At 42.5% G+C, this 23,474-nt stretch carries 21 protein-coding genes; 3 read left to right on the top strand and 18 right to left on the bottom strand.

The features are described from left to right. The first annotated feature begins 144 nt into the window (after window positions 1–144). A complete protein-coding gene (locus ABM313_RS04140) occupies window positions 145–405 on the top strand; it encodes a hypothetical protein (protein ID WP_434686433.1) in 261 nt (86 codons plus the stop codon). Window positions 406–445: 40 nt separating this feature from the next. On the opposite strand, the gene ABM313_RS04135 is transcribed toward ABM313_RS04140, so the two are convergent. The 10 genes from ABM313_RS04135 to ABM313_RS04090 form a co-directional block, all read right to left on the bottom strand. Then, a complete protein-coding gene (locus tag ABM313_RS04135) occupies window positions 446–1,450 on the bottom strand; it encodes a pentapeptide repeat-containing protein (RefSeq protein ID WP_434686432.1) in 1,005 nt (334 codons plus the stop codon). A 483-nt stretch (window positions 1,451–1,933) separates the two neighbouring features. Continuing rightward, on the bottom strand, window positions 1,934–2,317 hold the full coding sequence (locus ABM313_RS04130) for a response regulator (RefSeq protein ID WP_434686431.1): 384 nt from the start codon (window positions 2,315–2,317) through the stop codon (window positions 1,934–1,936). Window positions 2,318–2,453: 136 nt separating this feature from the next. Beyond that, complete coding sequence (locus ABM313_RS04125; protein ID WP_434686430.1) at window positions 2,454–2,828, bottom strand: response regulator; 375 nt, start codon at window positions 2,826–2,828, stop codon at window positions 2,454–2,456. Between the two features lie 142 nt (window positions 2,829–2,970). After that, window positions 2,971–5,418: an ATP-binding protein gene (locus ABM313_RS04120; RefSeq protein ID WP_434686429.1), complete on the bottom strand. Its 2,448-nt coding sequence runs from the start codon at window positions 5,416–5,418 to the stop codon at window positions 2,971–2,973. An 18-nt stretch (window positions 5,419–5,436) separates the two neighbouring features. Further along, window positions 5,437–5,931 carry a response regulator gene (locus ABM313_RS04115; protein WP_434686428.1) on the bottom strand — a complete coding sequence of 165 codons (495 nt, stop codon included), beginning with the start codon at window positions 5,929–5,931 and terminating at the stop codon, window positions 5,437–5,439. 200 nt (window positions 5,932–6,131) lie between these two features. Then, window positions 6,132–8,450: an ATP-binding protein gene (locus tag ABM313_RS04110; protein ID WP_434686427.1), complete on the bottom strand. Its 2,319-nt coding sequence runs from the start codon at window positions 8,448–8,450 to the stop codon at window positions 6,132–6,134. Then, a complete protein-coding gene (locus ABM313_RS04105; protein ID WP_434686426.1) occupies window positions 8,450–8,848 on the bottom strand; it encodes a response regulator in 399 nt (132 codons plus the stop codon). The genes ABM313_RS04110 and ABM313_RS04105 overlap by 1 nt, the downstream gene beginning before the upstream one ends. Before the next feature lie 81 nt (window positions 8,849–8,929). Then, window positions 8,930–9,247: a hypothetical protein gene (locus ABM313_RS04100; RefSeq protein WP_434686425.1), complete on the bottom strand. Its 318-nt coding sequence runs from the start codon at window positions 9,245–9,247 to the stop codon at window positions 8,930–8,932. A gap of 78 nt (window positions 9,248–9,325) precedes the next feature. Then, window positions 9,326–9,742 carry a hypothetical protein gene (locus ABM313_RS04095; RefSeq protein WP_434686424.1) on the bottom strand — a complete coding sequence of 139 codons (417 nt, stop codon included), beginning with the start codon at window positions 9,740–9,742 and terminating at the stop codon, window positions 9,326–9,328. Between the two features lie 118 nt (window positions 9,743–9,860). Beyond that, complete coding sequence (locus ABM313_RS04090; protein WP_434686423.1) at window positions 9,861–11,756, bottom strand: response regulator; 1,896 nt, start codon at window positions 11,754–11,756, stop codon at window positions 9,861–9,863. 507 nt (window positions 11,757–12,263) lie between these two features. Here ABM313_RS04090 and ABM313_RS04085 point away from each other — a divergent pair. Beyond that, on the top strand, window positions 12,264–14,468 hold the full coding sequence (locus tag ABM313_RS04085) for a sigma 54-interacting transcriptional regulator (RefSeq protein WP_434688359.1): 2,205 nt from the start codon (window positions 12,264–12,266) through the stop codon (window positions 14,466–14,468). 192 nt (window positions 14,469–14,660) lie between these two features. Here the strand turns inward: ABM313_RS04085 and ABM313_RS04080 are convergent, their stop codons facing one another. Next, window positions 14,661–15,761, bottom strand: coding sequence for a glycosyltransferase family 4 protein (locus ABM313_RS04080; protein ID WP_434686422.1), 1,101 nt, complete (start codon window positions 15,759–15,761; stop codon window positions 14,661–14,663). Between the two features lie 104 nt (window positions 15,762–15,865). On the opposite strand from ABM313_RS04080, the gene ABM313_RS04075 reads away from it, so the two are divergent. Beyond that, window positions 15,866–16,492 carry a Uma2 family endonuclease gene (locus tag ABM313_RS04075; protein ID WP_434686421.1) on the top strand — a complete coding sequence of 209 codons (627 nt, stop codon included), beginning with the start codon at window positions 15,866–15,868 and terminating at the stop codon, window positions 16,490–16,492. Between the two features lie 134 nt (window positions 16,493–16,626). Here ABM313_RS04075 and cbiQ read toward each other — a convergent pair whose 3' ends face one another. The 7 genes from cbiQ to ABM313_RS04040 all read right to left on the bottom strand — a co-directional run bounded on the left by cbiQ (window position 16,627) and on the right by ABM313_RS04040 (window position 23,473). Then, entirely contained in the window at window positions 16,627–17,430 is an 804-nt protein-coding gene (gene cbiQ, locus ABM313_RS04070) for a cobalt ECF transporter T component CbiQ (protein WP_434688357.1), read from the bottom strand. A gap of 14 nt (window positions 17,431–17,444) precedes the next feature. Continuing rightward, the gene (locus tag ABM313_RS04065; RefSeq protein ID WP_434686420.1) at window positions 17,445–17,762 is read right to left on the bottom strand and encodes a PDGLE domain-containing protein; all 318 of its coding nucleotides are present in this window, start codon (window positions 17,760–17,762) and stop codon (window positions 17,445–17,447) included. Window positions 17,763–17,788: 26 nt separating this feature from the next. Further along, window positions 17,789–18,496 (bottom strand): energy-coupling factor ABC transporter permease, encoded by a 708-nt coding sequence (locus ABM313_RS04060; protein WP_434686419.1) that lies wholly within the window; start codon window positions 18,494–18,496, stop codon window positions 17,789–17,791. Window positions 18,497–18,634: 138 nt separating this feature from the next. Then, window positions 18,635–20,326, bottom strand: coding sequence for an NAD-binding protein (locus ABM313_RS04055; RefSeq protein ID WP_434686418.1), 1,692 nt, complete (start codon window positions 20,324–20,326; stop codon window positions 18,635–18,637). Between the two features lie 220 nt (window positions 20,327–20,546). Beyond that, window positions 20,547–20,954: a type II toxin-antitoxin system VapC family toxin gene (locus tag ABM313_RS04050; RefSeq protein WP_434686417.1), complete on the bottom strand. Its 408-nt coding sequence runs from the start codon at window positions 20,952–20,954 to the stop codon at window positions 20,547–20,549. A gap of 28 nt (window positions 20,955–20,982) precedes the next feature. Continuing rightward, a complete protein-coding gene (locus ABM313_RS04045) occupies window positions 20,983–21,198 on the bottom strand; it encodes a hypothetical protein (protein ID WP_434686416.1) in 216 nt (71 codons plus the stop codon). Between the two features lie 61 nt (window positions 21,199–21,259). After that, a complete protein-coding gene (locus ABM313_RS04040; RefSeq protein ID WP_434686415.1) occupies window positions 21,260–23,473 on the bottom strand; it encodes an AAA family ATPase in 2,214 nt (737 codons plus the stop codon). Window position 23,474: the final 1 nt, after the last annotated feature.

Raw genomic sequence — 23,474 nt, 5'->3', positions numbered from 1 at the left:
TCTCTAATGGACGTAAAAACTTTGCGCTGCAAAGTTTTCACGTCCCATATTTTTACATAGTGTTGCAAAAAACATAAATTTTTAGACTTACATGACTATAATGCTAGGGTAAATCAACTTAAACTCTATACAGAGTTAGTGAAAATGAGCGAAGAACAAAAATCTGGAATTGGTGGATTTGTAAGTGGCTTACAGCAAAAGGCTGGGGAAGTAGCTGAAGGCATCAAAGACAAGGTTGAAGGTGCTATTGGCGAAGAAAATGCTAAAAAGGTTTCCGATGTGCTGAATACAGATGTTGGTGTGATCGCCAAAGATTCCGCAGGCAAGGCAGTTGATGCTCTAGAAAGTTTGACTGGTCGTGACATTGACGGCGATGGTGATGTTGCTGGCAAACCAAAGGAATAATCACTAATAAAGGCGATGGTGCTTCGCACCATCGCCTTTATTAGTGATTATGTACGGAACCATCAGGCATAATTGTTCCGAATAGATTTGCTTCAGATAAACTTACTCCATTTAGATTAGCAAGGCGTAAATTCGCTTTGACTAAGTTAGTGCCAATCAAAAAAGCAGCATCTAATTTTGCTGAGATAAGTTGCGCTCCTGTCAGAATTGCTCCATTCAAATTAGCATTACTTAAAATTGCATCACTTAAAATTGCATCTTCTAAGTTACTATCACTCAAATTTGCATCACTCAAAATCGCATTGCTCAGAACTGCATTTTTGAGATTGGAATGACTTAAATTAGTATTACTTAGATTGGCGTTGCTGAGAATTGCATCACATAAATTGGCATAACTTAAATTAGCTTGATTAATAGCCACATTACTCAAGTCACATTCTTGCAAGTTAGCATTACTTAAATTTGCGGTACATAGTTTTGAGTCTGAGAGATTGGTATTACTGAGATCGGCAAATTCTAAATTTGCATTGGTCAAATCACTACGACGAAGATCGGCATTGGTCAGATTGACATTACTTAAAATGGCATTACTTAAGTTTGTCTCACTTAAACTAGCATTACTCAAGTCACTTGCATCTAAGTCTGCACCACTCAAGTTCGCACCATTAAAATAGGCTCTAGTCAGATCGGCTCCCTGAAGGTTTGCCAGACTTAGATCACATCTTTGCAAAGAAGCTTCTCGTAGATGTGCCTTACTCAAATAGGCTCCATTTACTTCTGCATCTTTGAGATTTGCCTTGTATAAATCAGCCTCTCGTAAATTTGCCTTCACCAAATCAGAGCCACTTAGATTTGCACCTAATAAATTAGCATTACTTAGATTCGCCCAACGTAAATTTACTCCACTCAAATCTGCTTCACGGAGATTGGCTCGTCTCAAGTTAGTACCACTTAGATTGGGAATAATCTCAGGATTTTCTTGTCGCCATCTATTCCAACTGGCTACTCCTTGTTTCAGTATTGCAAGATGTTCTGAGTTTCCCATATGTCTCTTCCTTTTACGCCAGATCTCTTTATACCAATTCACGAAAGTGTGGCAACACTTTTGTGAATTGAAAACCAAATCCAGTAAGGGTTTTAAAAACACAAAATGGCTACGCTATTTTGTGTTTTGGTATTAAAGGATGTAGCGGTTATTTAGAGGGTTATGCTCCCATTAATCAATACTTGGCGAAACAAGAAAAAATCAGTAATTAGGGTAGCTATAGCCACCTGTAAGTAGCTAGGCATAATTAATTACAAAGCAAAACCCGTAAAGTTGCGCCCCGCAGGGGCGCAACTTTACGGGTTTTGGTAATTTATTTTGCACAGGTACTTATCAGGACAAATCAAAAAACAAATAGTGTGAGGCGGCGCTTCGCGCCGCCTCACACTATTTGTTTTCAAGCATGGCGACAGCTATAATTGTCGCTGTCTTATAGCCAAGATGAAATGTGCTGCTTCGCACCACATTTCATCTTGGCTATAATTACCAATCTAAAATGTGCTTCAGTTGAGAAACAATTTGAACAGGATTGAAGGGTTTGGCGATCGCACCTTTGACTCCTAACTGAGCAATTTTTTGAGATTCGGTGAGGTCAACGCGACCAGTTAATAAAACAACTGGAACATTAGCAAATTCAGGATGGGCTTGCAAATTTTTAAGAAAAGCAAATCCATCCATGTTTGGCATGATCATATCTAGCAAAATTACATCAGGTTGGATATTTTCAACGGCTGCTAAACCTTCTTCGCAGCAAGGGACGGTTACTGGTTGCCAGTCACTAAACATTTCTACACAAGTCTCGACAATTTTGCAAATATATTCATCATCATCTATTAATAAAACTGTTTTTTTAGATGTATTTTCCATTGGGACTGTGAAGCACAATTCAGCTTCTAATTACAATTTGAATTTAGTTTAGAGAATAAAAATGAGGATATTCTGAGGGAGATGAGATTTAAGATTTTCTGTGGCGTGGCTAAGCCACGCCACAGAAAATCTTCAGCTACCACTTTAAAAGCTGGGCAATTTGATCGGCAATTTGCAGTGGCTCAAAGGGTTTGGCGATCGTTCCTGCGATATTTAGTTGAGCAAATCTGGCGCGATCGCTTGCTTGTACCTTAGCGGTTAATAGAATTACAGGAATTTTTTGAGTATTGAGATTTTGTTGGAGATGCTGAAAGACAGTAATGCCATCCATTTCAGGCATCATTACATCAAGGAGAATTACGTCTGGCTTGAGGGATTCGACAATGCTAAGCCCTGCTTTGCCAGAGTTGGCGATTTGGACTTTCCATCCTTTAAAGCTTTCTAAACAAACCGCTATGACTTGAGCCAGATTTGGCTCGTCATCAATTAGTAAAATCGATTTAGTGAGCATAATTATAAATTTCTGAATAATGTTGTTCTAATTCTTTCTATTTAAGGTTTGAGGTTTAGATCTCCCCCAGCCCCCCTTGTAAAGGGGGGAGAATTTTCTTTTCTTCTTCCCCCTTTACAAGGGGGATTGAGGGGGATTTTTCTTATTTTCTTTGGTGTGGAATTGTGAATGAAAACGTACTTCCTTCTAATAATTTACTTTCAGCCCATATTCTGCCACCATGTTGCTGAACAATACTTTGGCAAATGGCTAAACCTAAACCTGTGCCTCCTTTCTGTCGAGAATCGGAAGCATCGACTTGGTTAAAACGCCCAAAGATGCTTTCTAAGTACTTTTCGGGAATGCCGCGACCTCGATCACTGACATGAAACATAATTTCCTCCGCAAGAGATTCGATTCTGATTTCAACTTGGCTTTGTGGTGGTGAGAACTTAATCGCATTACTTAGTAAATTAACAAGGGTTTGGACAAGGCGATCGCTATCAGCAAAAATTTGGAAGGATTTACATTCAGCTAAGATTTGGATTTGGCTTTCGGTAGCGATCGCTTGCATGGTTTCGACGGCTTGATGACATAGGTGTGCTGTATCATGCCATTGACGATCAAGGTTTACTTTATTAGATTCTAAGCGCTCTAAGTCCAAAATATCATTGACCAGACGGACTAACCTCTCAATGTCGATCGCCGCAATATCGATCATATTCTTGGCAACTTCGGGTTTGTTGGCTAATACACCTGATGCAAGCAGTCCTAACGCACCCCGAATTGATGTTAAGGGTGTACGTAGCTCGTGGCTAACAATGGAAATAAATTCATCTTTGATGCGCTCAACCTTTAACTTTTCAGTAATATCTTCACCAATACTCATTGAGCCAATAACTTCCTCATTTTGATTGCGAAGGATCGTATTGTTCCAAGCGATTATTCTTTCCTCGCCTGTTTTGGTGACAATGGAGTTTTGATAATATTTATAGAAGTTATCGTCACTGATGGGTGAGCCGAAGAAAGCCGATTCTACTACCTCTTGTTCAATATGTGGTAAAAAGCAAGAAAACCAATTTTTGCCGATGACTTCTTCTAACTGATAACCTGCGGAATCTAGAAAAAATGGATTCACATATTCCACGATTCCCTCAGAGTTTAGTCCCACCACAATGAGGCGCACATTATCTAATAGAGATTGCCAACGGCGGTTTGCTTCGGTGAGGGCGATTTCATTGAGTTTCTTAGCGGTGATGTCGGTAAATACCATTAGCACCGTGGCAATTTCTCCCGCGATATCGTATTCAGGAATAGCTTCTACTTGGTAATATTCACATCCTGATAGTGATGGAAAATCAATCTCATACTGCTGTTTTTCCCCTGTTGCCAATAACTTTTTGACAATGGATTCTGCTATATCCACGTTCTTTGAGGGTAATCCTAACTCACGGCTGGTTTTGCCCACAAAGGCGGCGGCAGGGATGCCTGATTTTACTTCGGCGATCGAATTGATATAGAGGTGACGCATTTGGCGATCGAGACGCAAGATCACGTTAGGGGAATTCTCGACAATGGCAACAAATTCCTGTTGACGTTTAAAAAGTTCGGCAGTGCGCTCAGCAATCCGATTTTCTAATTCGGCATTGTTCATCTGGAGATTGTGATAGAGTTCTGCTTGTTGGATCGCGATCGCTAACTGTACGGATAATTGCTGAAGTAAGCGAATATCTGACTCCTGCCAAACACGCGGCTCAAAACATTGATAGGTACAGAGCAAACCCCATAGAGGATTATCTTTATCATTGGGGCGAAGGATTGGTACGATCAGGCTTGCCCTTGTGGGAAAGCTGGCTAGCATTTGCAAATGACATTCACTAAGATTTGCCTGATATATATCAGGAGCCACAAAGATTCTCCCTTGTCGATATTCTCCTCCCACATTTTCAGGAAAATATTCGTCACTGAGTTGTCGGTGCAGACAGGTTTCCCAAGGTGGAAAGACTGACTCAGCGACGACCATGCCACTAAAATCAGGATTGAACTGATAAATGACGGTGCGATCGGCTTTTAAAAAGGCGCGTACTTCTTGGACACTTGTATTGAGAATTTCTTTTAAACTATTGTATTGCCGAATATGTAGCGAGATTTTGGCAATTAAAAGTTCTTGCTCCTGCGATCGCTTGAGTTGACGAGTAAGCATGATGTGATCGCATACCTGTCCAACACGGGTACATAGAGATAAGGCAGTAACTTCTCGCTTAACTAGATAGTCGGCTGCTCCTAACCGCATTGTTTGGAGGATAGTCTGTTCATTGCCATCATGTCCAGTTAAAATGATCGCCGCTAGCTTTGGCACAAGATCACTCTCTCCCATTGCGGCTAGCAACTCCCAGCCTTCGCCATCGGGCAAAAAATAATCAATGAGGACAATATCGGGATCTTGCGATCGCCATAAATCTATGCTTTGCTCTAGGGTTTCGGCTTCCAAAAAAGTATAGTGGCGAGTATCCGATCGCAGATAGCGCATGTAAGTAGCGCGATCTTCCGCCGAATCATCGACAATCAAAATGCTAATGGCGGAGTCTGAGGGAGATGATGTCGAGATCATAAGATTTCACCCGAGATTTCAGGTGGTGAACTGTCCGTAGCTAGGTAGCACCGCAACTTGGAACCAATGCTGAAATAAGGTTTGAATAGTTTTTTGCATGGCGGCAACGCCCATAGGTTTGAGGGTATAGCAGTTGGTTCCATTCTCGTAACAGGTTTGAATATCGCGTTGACTACTGGATGTGGTCAAGACAATAATTGGCAAAGTTCGCAAATGTTTTGTTTGTTTGACTTGCTGAATGATGTCTCGACCATCGGTTCCCGGTAAGTTGAGATCGAGCAGCATGGCAACAGGTAAAGGAGCCTTGAGGTTTTCATATTCGTCTCGACGAAATAGGTAATCAAGAACCTCATCACCATTTTCAAATCGTAAAAAACGATAAAGCGATCGCTGTAACTCATCGAGACTTTGCGTGGCTCTCATAAACATATAGAAGTCTTCATCGCTATCTTCAACGATGAGAATGATGGGATGGGTGAGGTCATCCCAAGGAGAAGTTAAGAGATTATTCATAAATGGTCGTAAAAACTAATATATATATTGAGAATTGCTTAGATCCCCCCAGCCCCCTTGAAAAGGCTACCCTGAACACAAGTCGCTCTGTCTACGTTTGATGGTTTAGATCCCCCCAGCCCCCCTTAAAAAGGGGGGAGAATTTTCTTCTTCCCCCTTTTTAAGGGGGATTGAGGGGGATTTTTTAGATTTTTTCATATCTAAACAGCATTATTGAAATCATTCGCAGGTAGGGTAAAAGAAACCGTGGTTCCTTGTCCATAGATAGATTGTACTTGAATATTACCTTTGTGCCTTTCCACAATCTTGCGGACAATGGTTAGCCCAGCACCCGTACCACCACCATATTTGTTAGGTGCATTTAATCGTTTGAAGATTTGAAAGATTGATTCCAAATGCTTCTCTCGGATGCCAATACCATTATCACGCACATAGACTGTCACCAAAGGCGATTTCGGCTCCTCCGCAAGCCAGTCAATTTCTACTATTTTTTCAGGACTTTCATTGTATTTAAAGGCATTGGTAATTAAATTAATAAAAATCTCTTCGATCAAAAGGCGATCGCCCATTACCATCGGTAGCGATCGAGGGATTTGAATCTTGCAGTCTTGCCATTGCGGATTCATCGCAAATAGTTCTCTCACATTTTGCAATAAGTGATTGAGATTGAGGGGTTCCATTTGTAACTCCTGACGACTTAACCGTGAGAACTTCAGCAAAGACTCGATCAATGCTTCCATCCGTTTAGTCAGTTTCACCAATGTATGCAGTTTGTCGGCTCCATCACTCTTAAGAATTTCGCCATAGTCTTCTAACAAGAAAGTGGCATAGTTATGAATCCCGCGCAAAGGTTCTTTTAAATCATGGGAAGCAATGTAGGCAAAGGCATCGAGTTCACTGTTACTACGCTCTAGATCTGTGTTGATCTTGGCGAGTTCATCAGCTTGACGCAAAACAATATCCACGATTGTCTGTCGCAGTTCGATCGCGCTATCCACTTCACAGGACAACCAAGGGTTAGACTTGCCGCTTACGATTTCTTTCCAAGCAGCAAAGGATTGACGCGGCAGGAGAAGAATACTGCCATCTTCAGCGATTTGTGTGGATTTATCGCGATCGCCTGCCCAAGTCACGGTTTGCAACTGTTCAGGACGGAACCAGAGAACATATCGGTGCTGGATTTTAGAAATAGCGATCGCCATTAAGCCACTGGCGATCGCCTGATATTCAGTCATTTCAGGATAAAGAGTAGACAAGGCATCGGTAACAAAAAGATCCTGCTCAAAGTGATCCTCTAGCCAAGTTAGCAAAGATTTTATGGCTAGCTCATCGGGAGTCTCACCAATCAAAATCAGGCGATCGCCATCGCAAATCGCCGCACCTTGAGCAGCCGTAAGATTTAATAACGCTTCGTGATCATGGTCGAGTTCATCCACAAATTCCGTGACTTTGGTCAAACGTTCTACAAACTGACCTTGAATTGTTTTGAGATGGAGTTTGTAATCCAGATTTTCGTTAGCTTCTTTATTGGCTAACTCCGTAGACATCAACTGCCCCAAAAATTCACAGATAGTCCGAGTCTCATAAGGAACAAATTTAGGCGTGTAATGGTGACAGGCGATCAATCCCCACAATTTTTTGTTTTGAATTAGAGAGACAGACATCGAAGCTGTCACCCCCATATTTTGCAGATATTCAATATGAATTGGCGAAACCGATCGCAAGGCACAGTAACTCATGTCAAGGGGGGCGTTTTGTAGGGGGGATGCCGCTTCTGGGAGTCCATGACTGACTAAACCTGTGGGTTGATAATTCACATCTGGAATTAAGCGCAACCAGTTGAGGGTGTAGAGATGTTTCGCTTGTTTTGGAATGTCTGAGTCAGGATATCGCAGCCCTAGAAATGTCTCTAGGTCAGGCTGTTTGGTTTCTGCAATCACAGTTCCATCCCCCTGCTCACTAAAGCGATAGATCATAACGCGATCAAATCCCGTTAGGGCTTGTACTTCCTTTACTACTAAATCGCATAATGCGGTTAAGTCTTGGGCGGTCTGGATTTTGGCAAGATTATGTTTGATTTGGTGATAGAACTGAAAAAAATCACTTCCCGATGATGATTCCCAAGGTTCTAGTTCTAGGACAATTTCACCTGTAGGGGCGCGATGCACAATGCCATTAAAAGCTCTAGGCAAGTGATCCACCAATTGGCAAAAGTCAACACGCAGAGGGTTGGGAGATTCAAAATTGCGATCGAGACAAGCCTGAATCGATTTAATCAGTTCTTCGCCTGTAAATTCTGCTAAGGGGCGATCGAGTAAATCATCGGTCGCCATTCCCAAAATCTCAAGGGAATTAGCACTCACCTGAGCAATCCGCAAATCTGGCTCGGTGAGTACGAACAATAGTCCATGGGGCTGAATCAAACTAGGAATATGAATCGGTTCGCGATCGCAGTTAGTCAGATTAACCGCTTCAGATTCATCGAAATTATGATCGACCTGTCTTAAAAATGTATTCATTACCAACCTAATATCTGAGAAATTTTTGAACCAAGGGTGATTGGATTAAAGGGTTTACTAATGACACCTTGACATCCTAAATCGATAAATGTTTGATAACGAAACCTGCTAGTAGAGGATGTCAGAGCAACAATCGGGATATGTGCGTGTAGCTTATCTGCTTTTAATTTTTGCATAAAAGTAAATCCATCCATATCTGGCATCATAATATCTAGCAATATCACATCAGGTTCTGCCTGTGTGATCGCTGCTAGACCTGCTTTGCCAGAAATCGCGACTTGTATTTGCCAATTAACGAAATTTTCTAAACATAACTGCACTAACCAACGACTCATCTCATCATCATCAATTAACAGGATGGTTTTGGTATGCGTAAGTGTTGATATTGGTTGAGCCATAAAATTTAAGATTTCCTCTGACTGTAATGCGCTGATCATAAAATACAAAAATGAGGACAATCTGATGCCAAGATCTGATTTTTATACATACTCTGGCAAAATTTGAAAAATGCCATCTTGCACGAGCGCTTTAATCTGTAACCCTTGTTCCAAAACGCTGTAGGGCATTTTGGGTTTGTCGGGACTTTCCCTCGCACAATCAATTACCTCATAACGCTTGGGAATGTGACGGGTAATATGCTCTAGTGATCGCTGCCGTAGTTCCGCATTGGATATCTTGGGTTGAAATTCGGCAAGTGTGGAATATTCTGGATGCAAGCAATTGGGATAATCGCTAAGAAAATTATCAACTTCTTCCACAGCAATCATCAATGTTACTTTAACGAAGGTTTTAGACATGAGAGTATCTCGCTAGTAATAGTTAATTACAGAAGGTAAAAGATCGCATATGGATCACATAGATCTCACGGATGTTAGTTAAGCGCTTACGAGTTCAGAATTGAGGTAAGTGCGATTCCCTGTAAATTCTTTGGCACTGAGAGATTCTACGGCTTCATTAGTAATCGCCTTCCATCTAGCATTAGTGGCAACCCCTTCATGCCAATCAAAAGAAACTTCGCTATATTCTGTATTGATGGGGCGACTAGCGTAGTGGGGGTCACGTTCAATCCAAAGTAGACGATTAGGGTTAAGCTGAAACGTCTGAACTATTTGGGTGGCAAGTTCTTCAAGCTGAGCAGGAATAAACCAACCAATCTCGCAGTTCTGTACAGAAACGATCACAACTGGCTGTCCAAATTGTCGATGGATAATGCATACATGGCATTTTAGCTGCCAAATTGTGGAGTTTTGACCAGTAACAGGGCATTCATAAAATTGCTCGAATATTTTCATATTATAAATTGCTTATAAATATAGTTAATATCTGAATCCAGTCTCAATAGCTTCTAATATAAATAACAACCAAAAATGAGGACAATCTGAGGAGATTAAGTTGATTGCAACCTGATTTTTATCTATAGAGACGACCGCGATCTAAACGGCTGAGAATGCGTGTGTACAAATCACTCTCCACAACTGGCTTACTCAGATAATCATCAGCACCCGCGATAAATAATTGCCGAATTGTTTCGCGATCGCTCTGAGACGATAAAAACACGATTGGTAAATCATGCCAGCGAGCAGACGTTCGCACTGTTTGGCACAAATCAAGCCCACTATAGTAAGGCATGAGCAAATCTAAAATTAACAGATCAGGACAAGTTGACTCTAAGATTTGCCAAAACTGCTTAGAATCTTGCAAAGTCGTCACCTCAACATCATACCGTTTTAGTAATTGCCGCAAGATTATGAGTGTATTTGGATCGTCATCAACAATCATCACCTTCGGGCGATCGCTATACCTTTGAGATAAGACCTGCGACACTGTATTCAGTATTTCTTCTGTAGAAGTAGGTTTCTCGATAAATGAGCAACTGCCCTTACGTGCTGCCGTCACGCGATCGCTCAATCCACTCGTAGCGGTGATCATTACCGTCGGAATTTGTGTCTCTCTCTGAGCCAGTTCATCTAAAAAACTCAGCCCGTTCTCACTAGAATTAGGAAACGTAATATCTAGCAGAATTACATCAGGTACTTCCTTCGCAATTTTCTCTCTAGCAGTTTTCAGATCAAACGCTGCTTGTACCCGCATTCCCCAAGTTTCTGCCTCCAGTTGTATCTCCTGTGTAAATGGAACATCATCATCAACAATTAATAATAAAGGTAATGACGAATAATCAGATGGGTCTAAGGTTTGCCCAGTAGAGATTGGTGGTGAGTTTAGGGTAATCTGTTCAAGCTTGGTAACCAATTGCTGTAGCAAATCTGCATCAAAGATAGACAAAGAGAACTCGCTATGGAGCATTTTTTCAAGCTGACGGGCGATCGCTGATTCTTCAGGAAATCCTAAGGAACCCAAGGAGCCAATCAGTCGATGCGCTTGCATATATCCTTCATAACGCAGATCCTTGTCCAACTCGTCCTGCGCTAAAGCGATCGCTACTCGACGGAACATAGCGATCGTCTCTGGCAAACTCGCGATTAATTTCTGAGCCATAATCGCAATTACTTCCTGTATTCGAGCCTTATCGAGTGGCGAAATGTCTTCGTCAATTACAGGTTTTTCAGCTAGAGGACTGCTCACCACAGGCTCAGCAGGCTTTTGCACAGAATCAGATATATCTACAGGAGCAGCTTTGAGACGATAACCCAATCCATATAAAGTCTCAATGGGATCTGTCTGCAATCCCGCCGCCTTCAACTTCTGTCGTAATCCCTTAATATGTGTAGTCACCGCCTCATCACTGGGAAACTCTCCCGCCGACCACACCTGATCGATCAAAGCACTACGGCTAAATATCTGTTGTGGATGTCTAAGAAATATTTCTAATAATCCATATTCCTTTTGAGTTAACCGTAAAGGTTTTTGCTTATAAGTAACAGTATTCGTCTTAAGATCAAGCCGCAAGTCATCCCACATAAATTCTTGAATGAGGGTATCGCTCTCATGGTAGCGACGTAATAGCGCCCGAATTCTGGCTACCAATTCCTGAAAGTGATAGGGCTTAACCACATAGTCATCGGCTCCTGCTTCTAACCCCATCACGCGATCGCTCGTACTATCCTTCGCCGTCAGCAACAACACAGGAGTGGTGTAGCCTTCGTTGCGAAGCTTGGCACATAAACCAATACCATCACTATCAGGCAGGATTACATCGAGAATGATCAGGTCATAATCGTAGGTTTCCACATATTGCCAAGCCGTTTTTGCATCGGCTACCGCATCAATGGCGTAAGGAGATCCTGCGAGTAGTTGTAAGAGTATTGCCGCAGAGTGCAAATCATCTTCAACTAATAAAATCTTCAAAGTTCTCTCCTATCAAAATGATAAATGTAATTGATGTTACGTGAAATCCTCACCCCCCAGCCCCCCTCTCCCACAAGGCTAGGGTGTACACACAATTATCAGCTATAGCGTGAGTTACTAATGATCCCCCTCAATCCCCCTTAAAAAGGGGGAAGAAGAAAGTTCTTCCCCCTTTTTAAGGGGGGCTGGGGGGGATCTAAACTTTCAAACGTAGACAGTTTGACTTGTTTGTACACCTTAGCCTTTTGGGAGATGGGCTAGAGGTGAAGATCTTAGAAACTTCCGCGAATCCTTCGCTCCTAAGTTTATCTATTGGCTGACTCAACATTATCAACAAAGAAAATGGGGAAATAATGAAGACATGATTTGATACAGCAAGCCCCAAAGTGGCGGCGCGCTGCGCCGCCACTTTGGGGCTTGCTGGGTTTGGCTTTGGTGGCGTTTCGCGCCATCTTTGCTTACAGTTTTATGTTGCAGTCGAAAGAGTATACTCTAGTTGGCAATAGCATGAGCCTGTTAAGAATTATGTCTTCCAGTTATTCTGAAACTTCTCTAGAGTGGATACAAGAGCGATTGCAGGTGTTGCAGCCCTACTTGATTACTAAGGCTGAGCGAGGAATTATTGGCAAGAGTCGCTATGCCACAAGATTACGCCAAGAGATTAAAAAGGCGAGTGAAGATCGACAACCAGTATTGATTCTGGGCGAGCCAGGACTAGATAAAGACAATATTGCAGCTCTAATTCATTTTAATTCGGCATACCGACGAGAAGCGATCGCGAAAGTAAATTGTAGTCTTATTCAAACTAGTGGTGCAGATTTATTTGGGCGAGCAGGTAAGAATCATGGTTTATTAACATATTTAGGAAAGGGAACTCTTCTTTTAAATAATATTCAAGAGTTACCAAAAGAACTGATTCCGCAGATCACCCAACTTCTAGAAAATGGAACCTTCAGGCAAGTCGGCAGTGATGAAACTGATCCACCGCTGATCTGTGAAGCAAGGATCATTATGGTTTCTGAGAAACGTCAATCAGCTTGTGAATCCCATGTTAAACATTCGATTAAGGTTCCATCCTTAAGAGTACGCAAGGTTGATATTAAACCCCATGTAGAGTATTACATCAGTCTGTTCTGTCGCGATCGCGGCATTCCCAAGCCTACGATTACTGCTGAAGCTCTACGCAGTCTCCAAAGCCATGACTTCACAGGTAATCTCAAAGAACTGCAATTACTGGTGGAACGGGCAATATTGCAGTCACAGGGTGCGCGATCGCTAGATGAATCGGTATTTTGGTCAACCCAACCTAAGGGCAAAAAATTTCGGTTTAATCTGCTCAATGCCGATCCTAATCTGCGCCGATTCTTACGCAGTGACTGGTTTCCTGATCGCATTAACTATGGATTTACCTTCACCTTTTTTGCGCTTGTTGTCGCAACCCTGTTTTTAGCACCCCAAACCCGCGATCGCAATATTGCGCTTAACTTTTTTTGGGCATGGTGGTGGCCATTAATCTTAATTAGCTTTCCCTTTGTGGGACGACTATGGTGTTCCATCTGCCCATTTATGATTTATGGTGAAGTTGTGCAGAAGCTCTCTTTATGGCTATTTCCCCGTCAACTTAAATCTTGGAATCGAGACTGGGCAGAACGTTGGGGAGGATGGTTCTTATTTGGTCTATTTGTGTTGATTTATCTTTGGGAAGAACTTTGGGACTTACAAAATACAGCCTATCTCTCGGCATATTTATTACTATTGATTACCGCTGGAGCAATGATCTGTTCCCTCATTTTTGAGCGTCGGTACTGGTGTCGCTATCTCTGTCCGATTGGTGGCATGAATGGGTTATTTGCCAAACTCTCAATGACAGAATTACGCGCTCAGCAAGGAACCTGTTCAGCCGAATGTACAACCTATCAATGCTATAAAGGTGGCATTCAAAAAGGTGAAGGATTAGAAACCAATGGATGTCCACTTTATTCCCATCCTGCTCAGTTGCAAGAGAATCGCGACTGTGTTTTATGTATGACTTGTCTCAAGGCATGTCCCCATCGATCGGTGGAGTTCAATCTCCGACCTCCTGCGATCGAATTATGGACAACCCATGTTCCGCGTACCTATGAAGTCGCACTGCTATTGTTATTGCTGGGTGGCGCATTTTTGCATCGATTGTCAGAAATTGAAACAGCATTAGGTTTGCCGAATAGCAACGAATTTCTCTTGCCCCATTTAGCCGTATCGCTACTCATTTTAATAGTTGCGGCGCTAATTCCCTTAGCTGCTCATGGAATTATGCGATCGCTCTATTGGCTGACCATCATCTGGAAAAAGAATTGCCAAGATTATCAGCTTCCCTATGGTATTACCACCTACAAGCCTAGACCATTTATCCAACTTGCCTATGGATATTTGCCCTTAGTTTTGGGAGCAAATCTGGCGCATTATTTACGCTTGTTTCTCCAAGAAGCGGGGCGAATATTACCAGTGAGTTGGGCAACCTTTGGACTAGATGGATCTAGTCTGCCAATTTTCATCGCTCACCCTGCGGTAATTGAGTTTCTGCAAGGAACAACGTTAATTTTCTCTGTGCTGTTGACATGGGCTTTGACCCAAAAGATTGGGCGACAAACTTGGCGATCGCTACTTCCTCAGCACATGGGTACCTTGGTTTTAGCGATCGCCTTATGGCTAATTATTGTTGTCCCTGCTTAAAGAACCCATTTAAGAATCACATGATACTTAAAATCTTGTTTAAAGCTCTCGGTGTTTAGCCCCCTAAATCCCCCAATTCTGGGGGACTTAAATATGGTTCCCCCCAGAATTGGGGGGTAGGGGGGCAAAATTACAATTCTTAAATGGTTTCTAAAGAAGAGAGATGATGCTTCGCATCATCTCTCTTCTTTTTTATTTCTCGATCATTTGATCGTATAGTTGAGCAGTTTTTTCGAGCATGATTTCATTGGAAAAAAGTTGACGATAGCGACTGTAACCATTCTTCGCAAAGCGATCGCGTAAGTCTCGATCAGCAATCAGTTCTGCCAGCTTAGCTGCCAAACTATCAGGATCGCGGGGCATGACAATAAAACCTGTTTGGCGATCGCTGACCTGCTCAGCAATGCCTCCCACACAAGTACCAACTACGGGCTTTCCTTGCGACATCGCTTCTGCACAGGCAAGACTGCAAGCCTCTTGTAGCGACGGCAATACAAAAATATCAAAGAGTTCCATCAAGTTGGGTAAGTCTTCGAGATAGCCCGTAAAAATCACGCGATCGCCGATCCCTAAATCCTGAGCTTCCTGCTTAAGAGAAGCTTCTAACTCACCATTCCCAGCGATGACTAAGCGGAGGTTATCTCCTTGTAATTTGGCAAAAGCCTGAAGTAAATAGGTTAAGCCCTTTGCCTCGTCTAGTCGCGCGGCTGTCCCAAGAATGATTTGACTCGCAGGATCTAGCTGAAACTTTTGAGAAAGTTCTAATGATTTATCAAAATCGAGAATTGGCTCTTTGACTCCGTTATAAATTAAATGGAGCTTCTTTTTACTTAGTCCTAATTCACGTAAAAGATTATGCTCAGCTTCACAAACACAAATTACGCGATCGGATAACCAATTACTAAACCAGCAGGACATTTGATAACTAAATTTCGCTCCTGCTCCATGATAGCCATGCACCGTAAAGAGAATCGGAACTTTTCTTAATGCTAAATGTACAGATAACATTAATTCATGAGCGCCATGAATATGTACAAGATCGATCGCTTGTTCTTTTTGGATTTCCTTAATTGCTGAGATCAGTTCGGGAAAACCTTTGAAAAAATTGATCTCCCACTTGGTATAGGCACGCTGCAAGATTGGTAAAGCTCGAAACTGGGGTGCGCCTTTGCCATCTGGGGCTAATAGCGATATTTTGTAGCGATCGCCAAGTCCTTTAATCAGACTAAGAGCTTGTTTTTCTGTACCACCTTGATTAAGGTAAGGCAAAATGAAGAGAATGTGTTTTTTCACTGTATGTGTTGATTACATTGTTTGCTAGGGTTTCAGCAAATTGAACTTAGTTATACCAGTTATAATCGAGGCAAGTCAAAACCCAAAAGTTAGAGGTATGGGCAATGGTACAAGCACTAGTTGACTGCGATCGCATGACTTTTGAAGAGTTTATCGATTGGTATCCCGAAGACGGTAGGCGCTATGAGCTATATAGAGGAGTGGTTAGAGAAATGATGCCTATAGGTGATCATGAATTAGCTAGTAGTTTTTTGTCTGAGGAGCTAACTTTAGAGGTTCGCAATAACCATTCTAACTATCGTGTTAGTAGGATGTGTTTATTAAAGCCAGAAATGGCGGAGACAGGGTTTATTCCTGATGTAGTGGTTATAGATCGGCGGGAATTAGGCAATGAGTCTCTCTGGCAAAAGTCTTCAGTAATTCAAAATGGAAAGACTGTACCTTTAGTAATTGAGGTGGTAAGTACCAATTGGCGTAATGATTATGCGGTGAAATTAGCAGAATATGAAGCTATGGGAATTGCTGAATATTGGATCGTAGACTATTTAGCTCTAGGAGCAGTAAGACATATTGGCAAGCCAAAGCAGCCTACTGTGACAGTTTGTAAGTTAATCGAAGGAGAGTATCAGCTATTTCTATTTACTGCGGGTAAAAGGGTTGAATCTGATATTTTGCCCGAACTAAATTTGATGACTGATGATATATTCCAAGCTGCCATAGAAATGATTTAAAAGCAATAGCCCTGCACTCAAGTGCGGTCTAAAAGCTCAAACCCGTTGAAACGGGTTAATTAATAGTATTCTGTAGTCCACTTCAGTGGACTTGAGCTTTTAGCCAAGAACTTGAGTTCTTGGTTTATTGGATTTTAAATTAGTGCCCCACATAGAATTACGACCAGAACGCAAGCAATGGCTAGACGATCGCGCCAATTGCCTGTAGCTGATTCCAGTATCATCGGTGTGCCTTGATAGCCGCGTGCCAGCATCGCCTGATAAATGCGATCGCCGCGATCGTAGGTACGGATAAACAGGACACCAAGCATGTTACCTAATACCTGTCGTTGCCATGCGCGATCGCTGCGTTGATAGTTGTAGAGATTGCGCGGGTCAAAGTTACGAGCATTAGCCGCACGACGCATGGCATTGAACTCATTAATTAGCACATTGATATAGCGATACATGGAAGCAAGAATGCTAATTAGCAATGGAGGCATTTTGAGAGTGACTAGAGCTTGAAGTAATAAGGGAACGGAAGTACTGAGAGTAAGAATATTTAATAGAAGTAACGATAGATAAGCTTTGATACTCACGCTTCCTAAAATCATTAATCCATTAGTAGTAATTTGTAACCAGCCCCATTGCCAAATTACTTGACCACCACCACGAAATAGGGTTCCTAACAGAATGACGCTAATAAACATTAACTCGATCGCCATGCGCTTGGCAAGAACTCCTAAATCGACCTTACTCCAATAGAGAATAGGCAAAGTCATGGCTGCATATAGCGCCCAAGTCCACCATCTGCCCATAGCCGTTAAAGCGATCGCAAATACCAGTAGAAATATACAGAGCAATCGTGTATGCACAGCCAATTGATTCCATATATTTAAGCGATCGCTCTGGGTTTGAGACTGGCGATCGCTTGATTCTGTTAGATGAATATGGAGCAGCATAGACCCAGCTTTTATTTTGGTTCAGATTTGCGTATTGCAAGCTTTCCAATACCCCATGCTAAGCCAAATACGACTAATGTACCTGTGATACCTGCGAGAGCCGTCGATACCTTCTCATTAGGAACTGCTTTGATCGAATATTCTTCAAAAACCTGTGAGAAGGGAAGTTGTTTTGTAGGTGGGTTTTCAGTCGCTTTTTCTTCAAATTTTAAGTCTTGAGCAACTCGATCTAATCCATCTGGATCTTTGCTAGCAAAGGGTGATAGGAATGCTGCAATACTCAAAGACAAGGCTAATCCTAAAAATATAAAAATATTTTTTTTATGCATTTGTTTATGGTACTTGTGGAAATATTTTATTCTTCTCTCCCATTAGGAGATGACTGAGGAGCGAGGTGATGAGGCGCATCATAAATCAGTTCAGGACGAGTTTTCCAGATAAAACTAGTCACAGCAAGGGTGATAAATGCCTCACCAATACCAATCATGAAGTGCCAAGATAGCATTGCCGTCATTCCCAAAGCTAAGGGAACTGTATCCGATAGAGCCAGAAGCACCGCACAAACTGCCGCCGCTACGACCACACTTGTCCATGAAGCGATCGCTGTGCTAACACTCATACCTAACCATGTATTACGACCAATCAAAAAACGAATCACTCGATAAAGGTAATAACCACCAAAGGTTCCCATTAGTCCCATGATTGTGATATTGGCTCCTAACGCAGTTAGCCCACCATCCTGAAACATGATGGTCTGCACGATGAAAACCACTGACATAACTAGCGAGCCAGCCCAAGGACCAAGCAAAATCCCAGCAAGAGTTCCACCCATTAGGTGTCCAGATGTCCCCCCTACAATCGGGAAGTTGATCATCTGTGCGGCAAAGATAAAGGCAGCACTCACACCCATAAGCGGAACAGTACGTTCTTTATATTCTGATTGCACACGATTAAGAGAGAGCGCAATTAAGGCGATCGCGATACCTCCTGTAACTAAACTCACTGGCAAGCTGAGGTAGCCATCGGGAATATGCATTGCTAAATGTACTGGGAACGAAAACATCTACACTCCATAAGTTGATCTTTATCATAATGAGGAGTGACGTGAAGCGTCACTCCTCATTATGATAAAGATCTTTGGCTAGTTTCGCATCCAAAATAACAGAAAATTAATGTGGATAATACCGACAATACAGCCCGTCTAGCTAACCGCTACTTGAAAAGGAGCAACTCGCCATAGTTGTTCTAATTTCGCTGCTGGCATCGTCAAATAGAGAATATCGCCTGCACTTAAAGAGGCTTCCAATAAGTTCCATCCATGAATGGTTTGGCAAGAAGTTTCGATATAGAGAGGCACAAAATCTGCGGTCATGGAGGCTTCGCGGACAGGTTTTCCACAGAAGGGATGATTGGGCGTAATCATAGTGGCGATCGCTACCCAGAGGCTATCAGCAACAATGCCATTGCCAAGAATACGTCCACCTAGTGCCGAAGAAGCAAAGGCAGGAGCCGCAATTTCAGGAGGACTGAGAACTGCTTCAAAATCAAATACTTCCTGCGCCATGCTGGCATAGTAGGGATCGTCGTAACGCACAACCACCCGACACCGTGGGGCAATTCCCTTAGCATTCAGTGCAATTTCTAAATTTGCCGTGTCGTTACTGGTGACAGCAAGTAGACTTTCTGCTTTTTCAAGATTGGCAGCCTTAAGAGTAGTTGGTAAACTTGCATCACCATGAATGACGGGGATACCATGCGATCGCACCGTATCTAAGAAGCGATTATTGAGATCCCGCTCAATCACGAGAACTTCATAGCCATAGCTGACTAGTTGCATTGCTGTTTGTACACCAACACTTCCTAAACCACACACAACAATGTGATTGCGCTGTGGAACTCGCGCTGCATCCCAAAAGTTTCTCAGTCTTGAACCGAGAATAAAATCATTTAAAATTGCATAAAAAATTCCAATTACCGCCGTACCAATCAGCATCATGATGATTGTAAAAACTTTGATGCTATCAGGGGAATGTTCCACAACTTGCTCGTTGCCACCCGCTCCTGTAATCATCCCTACCGAAAAATAGAGCGCATCCACTAAAGAAATCTTCATTTGAAAACTGGTGTATACCACCGTTGCCGAAAAAATTGTTAGCAATAGAGCGATCGCTGTAAATAGAACGGCACGTCCATGCTCATGAAAATGCCGAAAGCTCATAAAGAGTTTAGATATTTTCTGCAAGACTGGTCGCGATGCAGTTCTGACGCTGGGCTGAGTGCCAAGCAAGAGCCGATCGCCAATTTGCAGAGTTCGACCATTTAACACGGCGCTCACTAGATCGACTTTGCTCTCGTCATAGGGTAGGTAATAGATCAACATGCGCGATCGATCTTCCCAAAACTCGGACAAGGGTTTCCCAAACCAAGGATGATGATCATCAATATATTCTTCATGAATCGGCCAAGTCTGGTTAAATAGGCGCAGTTGCCCGATCGCCTGACTTCCCATCGCACTAAAGGCAAATACAGGCGCAGCGAGAGCCGCGACACTCATGGTCAAATGATTGGGCAAGGTCAAGTCTAGACGCACGCCTAAACTGGAGTTAAACAACCGATTAATAATTCTGACATGGGGATTAAGTACCCTTGCTTGCATCAAAATTGATAGGTTGCGAGTCTCATCGGCTCCTGCCAAAATTAAGGTCTGAGCATCGCGAATTCCTGCGGCAAGCAATGTCTCCGCCGCCGCCAAATCACCAATAATAATTTCGGCATCAGCTTGATGAATTGGGCGATCGTGTATGCCCACAACGAGACAACCTTGCTGTTTCAGCAGGCTCAAAATTTTGTAACCCGTTCGATCCAGACCACAGATGATAATGCGGGGTTTCATTGCTTATACGCGATCGCGATCGCTACCCATAGAACTATCGTAACTATTGTGAGCTATCGATGACATTGTGACTGTAGCTGATAACACGAATCAGTTAGATAAAAAGTGAAACAAAAGCTAAAACTACTCCTGACTGGAAATATGAGGGGCGATCGCTACTTTCATAATTCTGCCATCGAGTGATCGCTCTTAGAAGAAGATGGTTGAGGATATTGCATTATCATTTGTCATTCCGCCAGTTCTGAATTTGCAGATTTGGGATTCTTTCAAATTCGCGAACGTTAGCAGTTACAAGAATTAGATTATGTGTTATTGCTGTTGCCCCAATGAGGACATCATAAGCTCCTATTGGTGTTCCAGCCTGTTTTAGGAAATTCCTAATTTGAGCAGTTTGCTTTGCTTCTTCTTCGCCAAAAGTCAAAATGCTAACAGAACTCAGAAATGAGTCTATTAGGGGTTGAATTTTGACTGCACGCTGTGGATTATTGGCTAATCCATATTTCAGTTCCATAGACGTTATCGCTGAAACAGCAATATCTTCAGGAGAAACTGACTTTAATTTTTGTGATGTTTTTGCTTCACCTTTTACAAAGTCGCTGACTACACAAGTATCTAGTAAATATCGCATAAATAAAAATTTATAAATTCAAGCAAATTTAAAGCGTTATGTCTTGGGGTGGCAGTAGCTCATCTCGATAGGACTCAAAGGTAATACTTTCGGCAAAACCTTGATGTTGCAAAATTAGATCTGACCAAGTAGTAATCTTATTTTCTAGAAAGGTAACAAATACAGTGCTTTCGCGAATGCCTTGTGGCACTTCAGCGAGACGAATTTGCCCATTTTTATAAATTCCCTGTACAGTTTTGAGCATGGGTTAACCTCCAAAATTTCGCGATCGCTACCCTCTCATTTTGCCACAGGCTAACAAATATTCAGGTTGACTTCTCTCTGACCCAGCGTTCGATTAAGGGGACTTCAAATTTGTATTGGTTATCGATTTTTTCGATGATGTGATAGCGGAGCATTCTTTGGAGAGATTTTTGGGCTGACTCGTTGGTGGGGTGGGGTTGTTGTCCTTGGGCTAGGGCTAGGAGTTGTTGCTGTCCTGCGGTGATTTCGGTGGGGGTTGTGCCTGTGAATTGTTCCCAAACGTTGGTGAAGTAGCCGATGCCTTTGATGTAGGCTTCGGGGATGGCGGATTGGAGGAGTGTGGGGGTGACGAGTTGGGTGTGAGTGGTGTTGGCTAGTTGCACGAGTACCCAGCCGAGGAGTTGGAGGAGGTAGGGATGGCAACGGGTGAGGGTAAGGATTTGGTCTACGATGCCTGTGTCGTATTCGAGGGCGAATTCGGGGTCGGGATTTAGGAGTAGTTCTCTGGCTTCGTCGGGGTTGAGGTAGGTCATCTCGATGGGCATGGCGCTAATGAAGTAGCTGCTCCAATTGGTTCCGAGTTCGTCTAGGGTTTGGACTCCAGAGAAGAGGAAACTGAGGCGATCCCAATGTTGGATGAGGCTACGGAGTTCGTCAAAGAGATTGGTGGTAATGCGTCCCTGTTCCATTGCCCTACTGATCGCTTCAAATTCATCGAAATTGATCAGAATACGCTTACCTGCTAATTGTGTCAGTGCTGCATAAAGCCAATCTTCTAGGTGGGGGTAGGGACCACGATGAAATTCTTCACGATTAGGATGGATAGGTAAACTTATTTGTTGAACTTTGGCTTCGCGATAGATATTACGGACTATGGCAAAACAGAAATCAGCTTCGCTTTGGAGTGAGGATAGGCTTTGAAGGTCGATGTAAACTGGCAAAATGTCACTGGATAAAAGATGGTGTAAATTGAGCAGGAATGAGCTTTTACCACAGCGTCGAGGACCATAAAGGACAATGGTATGAAGTTTTGCATCAAGAATCTGGCGAACGATCTCTTCAGCAAAGGTAGTACGTCCTTTAAACAATTTGCTGCTATCCTTTCCAAGGGGTTTGCCAAATTCAAAGGGATTCTGGATTGTTGGGGGCTGAAACTGTTGTGTTAACAGATCTATCTCTATTTGAATGATGGTTTGCCAACGATCAATAACGGTCTGCCAACGTTCGATGGATTGAGGTTTGATCAAGCCAGAAAGTTGTTTGCTTAGAAGTATAAGTTGTTCTTTAATACGTTCCAGACTACGTTTGCGCAAACCAATATTACTAATTTCCAAAGCCGTTTTGATGTCTTGGGCAATTATATAGAAATTGGGGAAGATTTCGACGATTTTAGGTATTTCTATCTGGGTTTCTCCAGTTTGGTAGAGTGAAGGAACTAAGATTGGTAAAGTTGGGTGGTTTAGTGATACTGTGGCAATGAGTTCGTGAATGGTATTAACTTTGGCAATTTGGTCGGCAATAATTTGAGGTAAGGCACGATTAATTGTAGTTTGATATCCGAAAAGGGGTTGGGATTGGATGGCTTTAAAGATGCATAAAGCTTCATCTAGATCTTCCTGAAATGTGGCGACTAATAGGCGATCATGATTGGTGATAGGCAACCAAAGCAGTTCACTTGTAAAGGGTGGTAAGTGTCTTAATTGCCAGGTTACATCGATTGGAAGAGGATAACGGAGTAAGGATAGGCTTAGGACTGGAAGTTCACTGAGGAACTCGAAAAAGAAGAAGTCCAAAATTCTATAGTATCCTGCGAGAACAACTGGAATAGCAGTAACAATGAGCCAGCCGTGATATTCGATTCCCAATGCGGCAAAAGTACTAGTAATCAATATTACTGACCATTGTTGTCGATTTGGAGAAAAACTAGCCGAAACAAACCAGCAAATTAGGAAAAACCAAAGTAAAGGTAAGTTGCTAATAACTATAAGTCCGCCCCCAACAACAATTCCAACAGCAATTCCAACAGCAGTCCCAACAGTAGTCCCAACAGTAGTCCCAACAGCAATCAGAGACACAGCCCCAACGAAACCTGCAACAGAACCTGCAATGAAAACTGTATAACTACTGATGATCATAATTGCTGTAAAGGCAAACCTCAAAATGCAACCTGCAATGAGTCCTATAAGGATACCTGCACCACTCCCTGCAATTATCCTTCCAATTATGTCTGCAAAGGATGTTGTATCACCAGCACCTGAAGCAGAGTAAGAAAACATT

Source organism: Pseudanabaena minima str. Chao 2107 (assembly GCF_051131155.1).
Lineage (GTDB): Bacteria > Cyanobacteriota > Cyanobacteriia > Pseudanabaenales > Pseudanabaenaceae > Pseudanabaena > Pseudanabaena minima.
Note: the sequence above shows the minus strand (reverse complement) of the source record. Positions and strands in the feature narration are given on the sequence as shown.